This window comes from Microbacterium sp. MF43, assembly GCF_012847295.1.
Taxonomy (GTDB): Bacteria; Actinomycetota; Actinomycetes; order Actinomycetales; family Microbacteriaceae; genus Microbacterium.
On the sequence record NZ_JABBDY010000003.1, the window covers coordinates 472,826 to 486,109 of the forward strand.

The 13,284-nt window shown below is 72.0% G+C and carries 15 protein-coding genes; 14 read left to right on the forward strand and 1 reads right to left on the reverse strand.

Translation table 11 applies throughout. The features are described from left to right. The first annotated feature begins 30 nt into the window (after positions 1–30). Genes HF323_RS10655 through HF323_RS10665 form a run of 3 tightly spaced genes read left to right on the forward strand, consistent with a single transcriptional unit; the run spans position 31 to position 4,306 of the window. Positions 31–2,007, forward strand: coding sequence for a primosomal protein N' (locus HF323_RS10655; protein WP_169582552.1), 1,977 nt, complete (start codon positions 31–33; stop codon positions 2,005–2,007). An 8-nt stretch (positions 2,008–2,015) separates the two neighbouring features. Beyond that, positions 2,016–2,939 (forward strand): methionyl-tRNA formyltransferase, encoded by a 924-nt coding sequence (fmt, locus tag HF323_RS10660; RefSeq protein ID WP_169582553.1) that lies wholly within the window; start codon positions 2,016–2,018, stop codon positions 2,937–2,939. Then, positions 2,936–4,306 (forward strand): transcription antitermination factor NusB, encoded by a 1,371-nt coding sequence (locus tag HF323_RS10665; protein ID WP_169582554.1) that lies wholly within the window; start codon positions 2,936–2,938, stop codon positions 4,304–4,306. The genes fmt and HF323_RS10665 overlap by 4 nt, the downstream gene beginning before the upstream one ends. An 8-nt stretch (positions 4,307–4,314) precedes the next feature. Here the strand turns inward: HF323_RS10665 and glsA are convergent, their stop codons facing one another. After that, the gene (gene glsA, locus HF323_RS10670; protein WP_169582555.1) at positions 4,315–5,487 is read right to left on the reverse strand and encodes a glutaminase A; all 1,173 of its coding nucleotides are present in this window, start codon (positions 5,485–5,487) and stop codon (positions 4,315–4,317) included. 21 nt (positions 5,488–5,508) lie between these two features. Here glsA and rpe point away from each other — a divergent pair, with 21 nt between their 5' ends. The 11 genes from rpe to lgt are packed head-to-tail and all read left to right on the forward strand — an operon-like array spanning position 5,509 to position 13,280. Further along, positions 5,509–6,201, forward strand: a complete 693-nt coding sequence (gene rpe / locus HF323_RS10675; protein ID WP_317451052.1) for a ribulose-phosphate 3-epimerase — start codon at positions 5,509–5,511, stop codon at positions 6,199–6,201. 54 nt (positions 6,202–6,255) lie between these two features. After that, positions 6,256–6,519: a phosphoribosyl-ATP diphosphatase gene (locus tag HF323_RS10680; RefSeq protein WP_169582557.1), complete on the forward strand. Its 264-nt coding sequence runs from the start codon at positions 6,256–6,258 to the stop codon at positions 6,517–6,519. Between the two features lie 43 nt (positions 6,520–6,562). Next, positions 6,563–7,405: an ATP phosphoribosyltransferase gene (hisG, locus tag HF323_RS10685; RefSeq protein WP_169582558.1), complete on the forward strand. Its 843-nt coding sequence runs from the start codon at positions 6,563–6,565 to the stop codon at positions 7,403–7,405. Then, positions 7,405–8,178, forward strand: a complete 774-nt coding sequence (hisF, locus tag HF323_RS10690) for an imidazole glycerol phosphate synthase subunit HisF (protein WP_169582559.1) — start codon at positions 7,405–7,407, stop codon at positions 8,176–8,178. The genes hisG and hisF overlap by 1 nt, the downstream gene beginning before the upstream one ends. Next, positions 8,175–8,540, forward strand: a complete 366-nt coding sequence (hisI, locus tag HF323_RS10695) for a phosphoribosyl-AMP cyclohydrolase (protein ID WP_169582560.1) — start codon at positions 8,175–8,177, stop codon at positions 8,538–8,540. The genes hisF and hisI overlap by 4 nt, the downstream gene beginning before the upstream one ends. After that, on the forward strand, positions 8,537–9,142 hold the full coding sequence (locus tag HF323_RS10700; protein ID WP_169582561.1) for a Trp biosynthesis-associated membrane protein: 606 nt from the start codon (positions 8,537–8,539) through the stop codon (positions 9,140–9,142). The genes hisI and HF323_RS10700 overlap by 4 nt, the downstream gene beginning before the upstream one ends. Before the next feature lie 31 nt (positions 9,143–9,173). Next, positions 9,174–9,404 (forward strand): DUF6704 family protein, encoded by a 231-nt coding sequence (locus HF323_RS10705; protein ID WP_169582562.1) that lies wholly within the window; start codon positions 9,174–9,176, stop codon positions 9,402–9,404. 1 nt (position 9,405) lies between these two features. Next, positions 9,406–10,182, forward strand: coding sequence for an indole-3-glycerol phosphate synthase TrpC (trpC, locus tag HF323_RS10710; RefSeq protein WP_169582563.1), 777 nt, complete (start codon positions 9,406–9,408; stop codon positions 10,180–10,182). Continuing rightward, a complete protein-coding gene (gene trpB, locus HF323_RS10715; protein ID WP_169582564.1) occupies positions 10,179–11,444 on the forward strand; it encodes a tryptophan synthase subunit beta in 1,266 nt (421 codons plus the stop codon). The genes trpC and trpB overlap by 4 nt, the downstream gene beginning before the upstream one ends. Further along, positions 11,441–12,235, forward strand: coding sequence for a tryptophan synthase subunit alpha (trpA, locus tag HF323_RS10720; RefSeq protein WP_169582565.1), 795 nt, complete (start codon positions 11,441–11,443; stop codon positions 12,233–12,235). Before trpB ends, trpA begins: the two co-directional genes overlap by 4 nt. A gap of 55 nt (positions 12,236–12,290) precedes the next feature. Further along, positions 12,291–13,280, forward strand: a complete 990-nt coding sequence (lgt, locus tag HF323_RS10725; RefSeq protein WP_169582566.1) for a prolipoprotein diacylglyceryl transferase — start codon at positions 12,291–12,293, stop codon at positions 13,278–13,280. Positions 13,281–13,284 lie beyond the last annotated feature (4 nt).

Genomic DNA, 13,284 nt, shown 5'->3' on the forward strand with positions numbered 1-13,284 from the left:
CGTGCGGCGGGGCGTCTGCGGAGGCCGGAGGTGACGGCGCGGAGGGTCGCGCGCGTGCTCATCGACTCTCCGCTGCCCCAACTCGACCGGCTGTTCGATTACGAGATCCCTCGCGAGCTCGCTGACACGGCGATCCCGGGTGTGCGGGTCCGTGTGCCGCTGCGGACCGCCGGGCGGGTGGTCGACGCCTACCTGGTCGAGGTGGGGGAGCCGGATGCCTCGGATCGCCCGCTCTCCGAGCTCGATGCCGTCGTGTCCCCGGTGCCGGTGCTCACGCCGGGCCTCTACCGGCTCGCGCGACGCTGCGCGGACCGGGCGGCGGGATCGGCGAGCGATATCCTGCGGCTGGCGATCCCCAAGCGCATGGTCCGGGCGGAGAAGGCGTGGCTCGGCTCCGAGACGCCGGCGGCGCCCTCGATCGACCCGGCCCAGCTCGCGTGGGCGGACGACGCCCTCGGCGCGTTCCCCGATCTCGGCGCCGCGCTCGCCCGAGGAGAGCGGCTCGCGCTCGACGCACCTCCCGCGCCCGTCACGCTTCCCACGGGCGCGACCGTCGGCTCCTGGGCGATGGTGCTCGCTGCCGCGGCCGTTCTGACCCTCGCGGCCGGGCGCAGTGCGGTTCTCGTCGTGCCCGATCACCGCGACCGCGCACAGGTGGAGGCCGCCCTCGAGGGGCGGATCCCTGCCTCCGCACTCGTGCGCGACGACGCGCGTCAGAGCTCGCCTGCCCGCTATGCCGCCTTCCTCCGCACGCTCACCGCGCAGCCGTGCGTCGTCATCGGAAACCGGTCGGCGGTCTACGCCCCGGTGCACGACCTCGGACTCGTCGCACTGTGGGACGACGGCGATCCGCTGCTCGGCGAGCCGCTCAGTCCCGGCGTCCACTCGCGCGACGCCGCTCTGCTTCGCCACGAACTCGACGGCGGCGCACTCCTGTTCGCCGGTCATACGCGCACCACCGACGTCGAGCGCCTCGTGGCGATCGGATGGGTGCGCGACGTCCCGGCCGCCCGTCGCACCAGCCCGCGAGTCGTCCTCAGTGCGACGCGCGAGGGGGAGTCCCGTGGATCGCGTGTGCCGTCGGCGGCCTTCGCCGCCGCGCGCGAGGCGCTGGCTCACGGTCCGGTGCTCGTGCAGGTTGCCCGTCCGGGCTATGCGCCCGTGCTGGTGTGCGCCGAATGCCGTCACCCTGCGCGATGCCCTCACTGCGGTGGCCCGCTTCACGCCGCGCGTCAGGGCGCGGTCCCGACCTGCTCGTGGTGCGGGCGCGCGGCCAGCGGCTGGACCTGTCCCGAGTGCTCCTCCACGCGCGTGCGGATGGCGTCATCGGGCACGCAGCGCACGGCGGACGAACTCGGACGCGCGTTCCCGGGAGTGCGCGTCATCGTCGCCGACGGCGAGCACCCCGTCACGCACGTCGACGCCCGCCCTGCCCTCGTCGTGGCGACCCGCGGAGCCGAGCCGGTGGCCGCGGGCGGATACCGGGCGGTCATCCTCCTGGACGGGGACCGGATGCTCTTGGCCGACGACCTGCGCATCGGAGAGTCCTGTCTCCGGTGGTGGTCGAATGCGGCGGCCCTGGCCGCGCCCGGCGCGCCCGTGCACCTGGTCGGCGTCGCCGGTCCGGTCGCTCGCGCCCTTGCGACGTGGACGCAGGCCGCCTATGCCCGTGCGGAGCTCGCCGACCGCGCGCCGCTGCGGATGCCTCCGACCGTGCGCGTCGCGGCGGTGGACGGCACGCACGCCGCGGTCGAAGAAGCCCTCACGGCGCTGCGCAGCGCGGTCCCGGAGCTCGATCGCGACGCGGTGCTCGGCCCGCTGCCCCGCGAAGAGGGCGTCCGTGCGCTCGTGCGCTTCGAGTATGGTCTCGGTGCCCGCGTTGCCGAGAGCCTTCGCGGATCCGTCGTCGCTCAGGCGATCAAGGCTCGGCGCCCCGCGAAGGGGCGACCGCCCGCGCCGCGCAATACACTGAAAGTTCGGGTCGACGTGCCCGACATCGATCTGTGAGGAGTCCCATGCGCCTCGTCTTCGCCGGGACACCGGAGCCGGCGGTCCCGTCGCTGCGCCGGCTCGCGGCATCCGATCACGACATCGCCGCCGTCGTCACACGCCGTGACGCGCCGCTCGGTCGCAAGCGCGTCCTGACACCGTCGCCCGTCGCGGCCGCCGCAGAGGAGCTCGGGCTCGGAGTGCTGCGCGCCGATCGCCTCGATCCCGAGGCATCCGAGCGCCTCGCCGCGCTGCGACCCGATCTCGGCGTGATCGTCGCCTACGGCGGGCTCGTGCGCGAGCCGCTGCTGTCCACCCCGACGCACGGCTGGATCAACCTCCACTTCTCGCTGCTGCCTCGCTGGCGCGGCGCATCGCCGGTACAGCACGCGCTCATCGCGGGGGACGACCGAACCGGGACCAGCGTGTTCCGGCTCGTGCCCGAGCTCGACGCAGGGGACGTGCTCGCCGAGCGCGCGCATGACATCGCCGACGGAGCCACCGCCGGCGAGCTCCTCGCCGCTCTCGCCGAGGAAGGAGCCGTCCTGCTCGCGGAGGTGGTCGACGCGATCGCAGCCGGCACGGCGACGGCGCGTCCGCAGTCCGGAGAACCCACCTACGCGGGAAAGCTCGGCGACACCGACGGCCTGATCCGGTGGACCGAGCCGCAGCACGCCGTGCTCGGGCGCATCCGCGGCGTGACGCCCGAGCCCGGAGCTCACACGACGATCGACGGCGCGAGGCTCAAGGTGCTCTCGGTGAAGCGGCCGGGCGACGACGCTCCGACTCTCGCGCCCGGTGCGATCGCCCTTCACGGACGGGAGGTGCTCGTCGGCACGGGCTCCGACCCGATCGTGCTCGACGCGGTCCAGCCGGCGGGCAAGGGTGCCATGCGCGCGGCCGACTGGTGGCGTGGTCTGCGACAGACGTCTCCGGTGGCCGGCACATGACCTCCGCCTCCGCGTCCCGCCGCGTCGCCTACGACACCCTTCGCGCGGTGCATGAATCCGACGCCTTCGCCAATCTGCTGCTGCCGACGTCGATCGCCAGGGCGGGTCTGTCCACGTCCGACGCCGCCCTGACGACCGAGCTCACCTACGGCACGCTCCGCCGGCAGGGGACGTACGACGCGGTGATCGCGATCGCGGCGGACCGCGCCGTGTCCGACATCGACCCCGCCGTCCTCGACGCGCTCCGGCTCGGCGTCCATCAGCTGCTGTCGACGCGCGTGGCCTCGCACGCCGCGGTGAACGAGTCGGTCGAGCTCGCCCGTGCCGCCGGCGGCCGCGGCGCCGCCGGGTTCGCGAACGCCGTGCTGCGCCGCGTGTCGCGCGACACTCCGGGCGATTGGATGACGCGCATCGCCGAGGGAGCGCGCTCCGACGACGAGCAGCTCGGGCTGCTGTACTCCCACCCGGTCTGGGTGGTCCGGGCGTTCCGTCGCGCGCTGGCGGCCGAAGGGCGCGCCGACGAACTCGAAGCCCTGCTCACGGCCGACAACGCGTCGCCGCGGGTCACGATGACCGCGCTCCCGGGGTTGGCAGAGGTGCCGGACGACGCGCGTCGCACGCCGTTCTCGCCGGTGGGTTTCCGTCTCGGCGGCGGCGACCCCGAGGTGGCGATCCGGGAATCGGGGGGCCGCATCCGCGTGCAGGACGAAGGATCGCAGCTCGCCGCGCTCGCGCTCACCCGGGCTCTCCCGGTGCGCGAAGGTGAGCGCTGGCTCGACCTGTGCGCCGGCCCGGGCGGCAAGACCGCCCTCCTTGCCGCGGAGGCGCTCGCCCACGGTGCGCGCCTCGAGGCGAACGAGATCTCGCACGCGCGCGCGGGACTCGTCCGCAAGGCGCTCGAGGGCGTGCCGCTCGAAGTCCCCGTGTCGGAGGAGGACGGCCGCGCCCGCACCGAAGCCTCGCCCGGCACCTACGACCGCATCCTCGTCGACGCACCCTGCACCGGCCTGGGGGCGCTCCGTCGCCGCCCGGAGGCCCGGTGGCGCAAGGCGCCGACCGACGTCCCCGAACTGACGGGACTTCAGCGCGAACTGCTCACCGGCGCCGTGTCGGCGCTCAAGCCCGGCGGCGTGGTCGCGTACGTCACCTGCTCGCCGCACCTCGCGGAGACGTCCGGGGTCGTCGCCGAGGTGCGGCGGGAGTGGGGGGCCGCGCTCGAGGAGATGTCCGCTCGCGACGTCGTCACCGCGCTGTCCGACGGCGACCCCGAGCTGCAGGCGCAGGCCGACGGCTCGGGTCGCGCTCAGCTGTGGCCGCACCGGCACAACACCGACGCGATGTCGATCTCGCTGCTGCGAAGGGTCTGAACCGGGACTCACTCCGTGAGCCACACCCACGCCGGGGTGTCGTCGAATTCCCCGCGCAGCGCGACGAGCGCGCCGGGGTGGGTACGCCCGAGGGCGCGCGCGTCGATCGTCAGCGGCTCGTCCGGCGGCATCCCCGCCGCGAGGTCGCGCAGCACGGCGACGATCCGCTCGGCCCCCGCGTAGCCGAGCTCGCCCCCGAGGCGGACGACGCGGGCCCCGCCTTCGCCGTGGACCGTGAGGCCGGGGGACGCCACGCTCTCGTGCGGTTCGAGCAGGTGCATCCCGAACCGCTCCGACGCCGCTTCGACCATCGCGACCGCGCGGACGCTGTTGCCGTGCGCATCGAGCCGGGGACTGAAGGCCGCCACGCCGAACTGCGACGGAGCGACCGCCAGGAGACCGCCGCTGACACCGCTCTTGGCCGGCAGACCGACGCGCAGGAGCCACTCGCCGGAGAAGTCGTACATGCCGCAGCTCGACATGATCGAGAGCACGTCGCGCGCAACCCGCTCGCCGACGACCCGCTCGCCGGTGACGGGGTTCACACCGCCGAAGGCGAGGGTCGCCGCCATGACCGCGAGATCGCGCACCGTGACGAGGAGCGAGCACTGCCGGAAGTACGTCTCCACGGCGACGTCGACGGGGCCGTCGATGACCCCGTGCGACTTCAGCAGGTGAGCGAGGGCGCGGTTGCGCTCGCCCGTCAGCGATTCCGAGGCGTACACCGACTCGTCGACCCACAGCGACCGGCCGGCGAAGGCCGACAGCAGCTCGGCGATCCGCGCCGTTCGCTCGTCGACGTCAGCGCCCCCGACGAGAGCCGATGTCGCGATGGCTCCGGCGTTGATCATCGGGTTCGCGGGGCGTCCCGTCACCGGCTCGAGGCTGATGGCGTTGAAGGGCTCCCCGCTGGGCTCGGCGCCCACGCGCCGCATGACCGTCTCGAGGCCGTGCTCCTCGAGGGCCAGCGCGAGCACGAAGGGCTTCGAGATCGACTGGATCGTGAACTCCACATGGTCGTCGCCGACCGCACGCACGCGCCCGCGCGGTCCGACGACGGCGAACGCGAGCGTGTCGGGGTCGGCGGCGGCGAGCTCGGGGATGTACGACGCGGAAGCGCCGTCGTCGTCGGGCCGGATCTCCTCGAGGATGTCGGCCAGCAGCGCCGTGATGGGGTCCACGGCTCGACCATAATGGGAGCCGTGCCCCTCCGCGACGAGAACGGCCGCGACGGCGGCGTCCGCATCAATCCGAGCATCCTGGCCGCCGATTTCGTGAACATGCAGGCCGAGCTCGCGCGCATCGCCGCGGCCGACTTCGTGCACGTCGACGTGATGGACAACCACTTCGTGCCGAACCTCACGTTCGGACCGCAGATGGTGGAGCGCATCCAGGCGACGAGCCCGGTTCCCCTCGACGTGCACCTCATGATCGCCGACCCGGACCGGTGGGCCCCCGGGTATGCCGAGCTGGGCGCGGCATCGGTGACGTTCCACCTCGAGGCGGCGATCGAGCCGGTCTCCCTCGCCCGGCGGCTGAGGTCGATCGGCGCCCGCGCGGGCGTCGCGGTCAAGCCGGCGACGCCCGTCGAGGGACTCTTCGATCTGCTCGACGACTTCGACCAGATCCTCGTGATGACCGTCGAGCCGGGCTTCGGCGGGCAGTCGTTCATGCCCGAGACCCTGCCCAAGCTGCGGCGCCTCGCCGACGAAGCCCGCCGACGCGGCTCGTCCGTGTGGCTCCAGGTCGACGGCGGCATCGGCGAGTCGACGATCGCTCAGGCGGCCGAGGCCGGTGCCGACACGTTCGTCGCCGGGTCCGCCGTCTTCGGCGCGGGCGATCCCGCGGCGGCCATCGCCGGGCTGCGCGCGGCGGCCGCGCGGCATGCGCACTGACGCCCGCGCGTCACGCGGCGCCGAGGCATCCCACCCGGCCGCTACCCTGGAAGCGTGAAGACGTTCGACTCCCTGTTCGCCGAGCTCGCCGCGAAGGCGGCGGAGCGTCCCGAAGGATCGGGGACCGTCGCGCAGCTCGACGCGGGCGTCCACGCGATCGGCAAGAAGATCGTCGAAGAGGCCGCCGAGGTGTGGATGGCGGCCGAGTACGAGTCGACGGATGCCGCGGCCGAGGAGATCTCGCAGCTGCTCTACCACCTGCAGGTGCTCATGCTCGCGAAGGGGCTGAGCCTCGAAGACGTCTACCGACATCTCTGAGCGCGCATCCGACTCCGCCCTCGAACCCGAAAGCCCCGCTGACATGCTGCGAATCGCCGTGCCGAACAAGGGCTCGCTCGCCGAGACCGCTTCCGAGATGCTCTCGGAAGCGGGTTACACCGGCCGTCGCGATCCCAAGGACCTCCACGTCATCGACCCTCAGAACGAGGTCGAATTCTTCTACCTCCGCCCGAAGGACATCGCGACCTACGTCGGATCCGGCGCACTCGACGTCGGGATCACCGGTCGCGACCTCCTGCTGGACGCCCGCATGCCGGGCGCCCGTGAGATCGAGTCGCTCGGCTTCGGCGACTCGACGTTCCGGTTCGCCGCGCCTCCGGGAACCTTCACGACTGTCGGCGACCTCCAGGGCATGCGCGTCGCCACGGCGTACCCCGGCCTCGTCGACGGCTTCCTCGACGATCACGGGGTGGCCGTCGACCTCGTGCCCCTCGACGGCGCGGTCGAGTCCGCGGTGCGATTGGGAGTGGCGGATGCCGTGGCCGACGTCGTCTCGACGGGCACGACGCTCCGCCAGGCCGGGCTGGAGATCTTCGGTCCGATCATCCTCGAGTCCGAGGCGGTGCTCATCGCCGGACCGTCCGACATCGACGGCACCGACACGCTGCTGCGCCGCCTGCGCGGCGTGATGGTGGCCCGCCGCTACGTGATGGTGGATTACGACCTGCCGGCGACCCTCGTCGACGACGCCGTGGCCATCGCGCCGGGCATCGAGTCCCCGACCATCGCTCCGCTGCGCGACCCCGAGTGGGTGGCCGTGCGGGTCATGGTTCCGCGCAAGGGCGTGAACCAGGTGATGGACGCGCTCTATGCCATCGGCGCCCGTGCGATCCTCGTGACCGCCATCCACAACGCGAGGCTCTGATGAGCCTGGTCTGCCGCGTCATCCCGTGCCTCGACGTGGCCGCGGGCCGCGTGGTCAAGGGGGTCAACTTCCAGAACCTGCGCGACATGGGCGACCCCGTCGAGCTGGCGCGGGAGTACTTCCGCCAGGGCGCGGACGAGCTGACGTTCCTCGACGTCACCGCGACGGTCGACGAGCGGTCCACGACGTACGACGTCGTTCGTCGCACGGCCGAGGAGGTCTTCATCCCGCTGACGGTGGGCGGGGGAGTCCGCTCGGTCGACGATGTCGCGCGCCTGCTGTCGGTCGGCGCCGACAAGATCGGCGTGAACTCCGCGGCGATTGCCCGTCCCGACCTGCTCGACGAGATCGCCGACCGCTTCGGTGCGCAGGTGCTCGTGCTCTCGCTCGATGTCAAGCGCTCGGCCGGAACCGACTCCGGGTTCGTCGTGACCACCCACGGCGGCCGCACAGAGGCGACGCTCGATGCGCTGGCGTGGGCCCGGGAGGCGATCGAGCGCGGCGCGGGGGAGCTGCTGGTGAACTCGATCGACGCCGACGGCACGCGCGAGGGCTTCGATCTCGAGCTGGTGGCGCTCATGCGCGAGGTGTCCAGCGTGCCGGTGATCGCCTCCGGCGGCGCCGGCCGCGCCGAGGACTTCGGTCCGGCGATCGAGGCCGGCGCGGACGCCGTGCTCGCGGCATCCGTGTTCCACTCCGGTCAGCTGACGGTCGGAGACGTCAAAGCCGCGATGGCGTCCGACGGCATCGCCGTCCGGGAGGTGCGGTCGTGACCGACGACGTGCAGGCCCGCATCGACCGCGTCTTCTTCAACGAGGACGGCCTTGTCGCGGCGATCGTCCAGCAGTGGGACACGCGCGAGGTGCTGATGCTCGGGTGGATGGATGCCGAGGCCCTGCGTCGCACGCTGACGGAGGGTCGCGTCACCTTCTGGTCCCGCTCGCGGCGCGAGTACTGGCGCAAGGGCGACACCTCGGGCAACATCCAGCTCGTCCGGGGTGCGCGCCTCGACTGCGACGGCGACGCGGTCCTGCTGGAGGTCGACCAGGTCGGCCCGGCGTGCCACACCGGAACGCGCACGTGCTTCGACGCCGACGATCTGGCGCCCGCCCGGGGTCCGGAGCGCGAGGCGTGATCCGGCGCGCTCGGCTGCTCGCCGTCGTCGCCCTCGTCGTGTGCGGCGCCCTGATCGTCATCTCCTCCACGCAGACATGGCTCACAGCCGTCCTCGACGACGGCGCAGCGCACGCTCTCGAGGTGCCGGGGTCCGCGGCGGTTCCGGTGCTGGCGCCGCTCGGGCTCGCGGTGCTCGCCCTGGGCGGAGCGCTGTCGATCGTCGGGCTCGTGCTGAGGTACGCGTTCGGCGCGCTCACGGTCCTCGTCGCCGGCGTGATCGGCTGGCTCAGCCTCCTGGTCGCCGTCACGACGCCGACGTCGGCGATCGCCGCCACCGTCACCGAGGCGACCGGGATCACGGGCGAGGCCGCCGTCGCCGAACTCGTCTCGTCCGTCACGACCACAACATGGCCGATGGTGACCGTGGTCACCGCCGCGGTGCTGGTTGCCGCGGGGCTCTTCACGATCGCCACAGCCCGGCAGTGGAAGGGCTCCGGTCGCCGCTACCGCACCGAGGAGACCGCGCCCGCCGCGGTCTCCGGCTCGCGGCCGCACGACGCGATCGACTCGTGGGACGACCTCTCGCGTGGCGAGGATCCCACCGACCGACCGCTAGACTGACCACATCCCCGCGTCTACTTGGAGGAGACCCATGAGCAACCACATCGGCGACCCCGGCCACGGACACTCGCCCGCCGCCTGGACCGCCGTCGTGATCATGCTCGTCGCGGTCACGCTCGGCGTCGTCTTCTACTGGTTCGACATGCCGGTCCTGGTATGGGCGTCTGCCGGTCTCCTGGTCGTCGGCCTCATCGTCGGCTGGATCATGGCGAAGGCCGGCTACGGCGTGAACGGGTCGAAGTACTCGCAGAAAGAGCATTGACGTGCTCGCCGACCTCACGGCCGGCGCGGTTCAGGACGCCGAGGCCCGCGCCTCGGAGCGGCCTCGTGCGGCGGTCGAGGCGGCCGCACTGGCGCAGCCGGCCCCGCTGGACGCACTGGCAGCCCTGAAGCCCGCGGATCGCGTCAAGATCATCGCCGAGGTCAAGCGGGCGAGCCCGTCTCGCGGCGATCTGGCCGATATCCCCGACCCTGCGCTGCAGGCCCAGCGGTATCAGGAGGGCGGGGCCTCGGCCATCTCCGTCCTGACCGAGGGACGCCGCTTCAAGGGGAGCCTGGCCGACCTCGAGGCCGTCAAGGCCGCTGTGGGTCTCCCCGTCCTGCGTAAGGACTTCATCGCGAACGAGTACCAGGTGCTCGAGGCGCGCGCCTCCGGTGCAGACCTCGTGCTCCTCATCGTCGCCGCGCTCGACCAGGACGTGCTCGCCCGGCTGCACGCGCTGATCCTCGACCTCGGCATGACACCGCTCGTCGAGGCGCACTCGGCCGCCGAGGTGGACCGGGCGGCCGATCTCGGCGCCAAGCTCATCGGCGTGAACGCGCGCGACCTCTCGACGTTCGAACTCGACCGCGACCTGTTCGGGCGGCTCGCCGACCGCATTCCGTCCGACGCGATCAAGGTCGCCGAGTCCGCCGTGCTCGAGCCCGCAGACGTCACCCACTACCGCGCGGCGGGCGCTGACGTCGTCCTCGTAGGAGAGGCACTCGTGACCAACGACCCCGTGTCCACGCTTCGGGCCTTCCTCGGAGCGGGCTCATGAACCTGCGCGAGGCATCCGGCCCCTTCTTCGGCGAGTTCGGCGGGCGCTACATGCCCGAGTCGCTCGTCGCCGCGATCGACGAACTCACCGCCGAGTACGAGGCCGCCAAGGCCGACCCGGCGTTCCAGGCGGAGCTCGTGCGCCTGCTTCACTCGTACGCCGGGCGCCCGTCGCCCATCACCGAGGTGCGACGGTTCGCCGAGCACGCCGGAGGCGCCCGGGTCTTCCTCAAGCGCGAGGACCTCAATCACACCGGCTCCCACAAGATCAACAACGTGCTCGGGCAGGCGCTGCTCACCCAGCGGCTCGGCAAGTCGCGCGTGATCGCTGAGACGGGCGCAGGTCAGCACGGCGTGGCCACCGCGACCGCAGCGGCCCTGTTCGGCCTCGACTGCACGATCTACATGGGCGAGGTCGACACCGAGCGTCAGGCCCTCAACGTGGCTCGCATGCGTCTGCTCGGCGCGGAGGTCGTGCCCGTCAAGACCGGCTCGCGCACGCTGAAGGACGCCATCAACGACGCCTACCGCGACTGGGTCGCCAGCGTCGAGACGACCAACTACATCTTCGGCACGGCGGCGGGACCTCACCCGTTCCCGGCCATGGTGCGCGACTTCCAGAAGGTCATCAGCGAAGAGGCGCGGGCCCAGCTCCTCGAGGAGGCCGGCCGCCTGCCCGATGCGGTGCTCGCGTGCGTCGGGGGCGGATCGAACGCGATCGGCATGTTCGACGCGTTCCTCGACGACCAGGGCGTCAAGCTCTACGGCGTGGAGGCCGCCGGCGACGGCGTCGACACGCCCCGCCACGCCGCATCGATCGAGCGCGGCCGTCCCGGAGTCCTCCACGGCGCGAAGACCTTCGTGCTGCAGGACGAGGACGGCCAGACCATCGAGTCGCACTCGATCTCGGCGGGCCTCGACTACCCCGGCGTCGGGCCCGAGCACGCGTGGCTCGCGTCGATCGGCCGCGCGGAGTACATCCCGGCGACCGATGACGAGGCGATGCAGGCGCTGCGCCTGCTCTCCGAGACCGAGGGGATCATCCCGGCGATCGAGTCGGCGCACGCGCTGGCCGGCGCGCTGCGCATCGGCCGTGAGCTCGGCCCCGACGCGATTCTGGCCGTCTGCCTCTCGGGGCGCGGCGACAAGGACATGGACACGGCGGCGCGCTACTTCGAGCTGTACGACGAGGGGACGGATGCCGCGACCGCCGCATCGGCACCTCACGACGACGCCGCCAAGGGCGAGGGGGAGAAGCTGTGACCTCGCGCGTGGCCGCGGCGATCGACGCCGCTCGCGCGGCCGGGCGCGGAGCACTCATCGGCTATCTGCCCCTCGGGTTCCCCGATCTGCAGACGAGCATCGACGCGGCCGTGACCCTAGCCGAGAACGGCGCCGACATCCTCGAGCTGGGACCGCCCTACTCCGACCCCGTGATGGACGGCACAGTCATCCAGGAGGCCACGCAGGCGGCCCTCGCCGGCGGGTTCCGCCTGCACGACACCTTCACTGCTGTAGCCGAGATCACTCGACGAGTCGATGTGCCGGTCCTCGTGATGACCTACTGGAACCCGGTTCTGCAGTACGGCGTGGACCGCTATGCGGAAGATCTCCTCGCCGCCGGCGGCGCCGGACTGATCACGCCCGACATCACCCCGGATGCGGCGGAGGAGTGGATCGCGGCGAGCGAGCGCACAGGGCTCGACCGCGTCTTCCTCGCGGCGCCCACCTCGACCGACGATCGGCTCGAGCTGATCGTGCGGCAGTCCACCGGCTTCGTGTACACCGTGTCGACGATGGGCATCACGGGGGAGCGGGCGCAGCTGGATGCCGCGGCGCGCACCCTGGTCGCCCGCCTGCGAACTCACGGCGTGACCAATGCCTGCGTCGGGATCGGCATCTCCAACGCCGAGCAGGTCGCCGGCGTCCTCGACTACGCCGACGGAGCCATCGTCGGCACCGCGCTCGTTCGCGCCCTGCGCGACGGCGGGCTCGAGGGTCTCGGAGAGGCCACGCGCGCTCTCGCCGCGGGCACGGCTCTGCCCCCGAACTAGACTTTCCCCTGTCGGCCGGTCGCCGGCCTCCCCACCAGCAAGGATTCTCGTCTCCATGATCAACGTCGCACAGAGCCTCGCCCAGGGCGTCGTCGCCAGCATCCCGAGCCCGCCGGAGGCGACGTTCACCCTGTGGCCGGGTGGCCCGACCATCTACTACTACGCGCTGTGCATCATCGCGGGCATCATCGCTGCGGTGCTCCTGACGAACCACCGCCTCACCAAGCGCGGCGCCGAGCCGTGGGTGGTCATCGACATCGCGCTGCTCGCCGTCCCTCTGGCGATCATAGGCGCCCGCATCTACCACGTGGTGACGCACTGGGACTTCTACTTCGGTCCCGGCGCCAATCCGGTCTCCGCCCTGTTCATCTGGGAGGGCGGCATCGCGATCTACGGCGCGCTCATCGGCGGCGCGATCGGTGCGTGGCTCGGGTGCAGGTGGACGGGGATCCGGTTCTGGACGTTCGCCGACGCGCTCGCCCCGGGTCTCCTCCTCGCCCAGGCGATGGGCCGTTTCGGCAACTGGTTCAACCAGGAGCTCTACGGGCTGCCGACCGACCTGCCGTGGGGCCTCGAGATCGCCTACCCGAACCCGGCTTGGCCGGTCGGCCTGCCGGAGGGAACCCTCTTCCACCCGACATTCCTGTACGAGGTGATCTGGAACCTCCTCGGCGTGGTCATGCTTCTGTGGGCCGGTCGCAAGTTCCGCCTGCAGTGGGGCCGCCTGTTCGGACTGTACCTCGTCTGGTACAGCGCGGGCCGCATCGTGTGGGAGTCGATCCGCATCGACCCGAGCGAGATCATCCTGGGTCTGCGCACGAACGTGTGGGCGGCGATCTTCGGCGTCGTGGTCGGTCTCGCGATCTTCTTCGTGCAGAAGCGGCGGCATCCGGGCTTCGAACCCTCGCCGTACGTGCCCGGTCGCGAATGGAAGCCCGAAGGGGCTGTACAATCGCAGGACACCGACGAATTCGTCGACGTCAGCGAACCCCCGACGTCCGAAGTCGCCGAGGCCACCGCCACAAGCACTCCCGCCACGAAATAGCGCG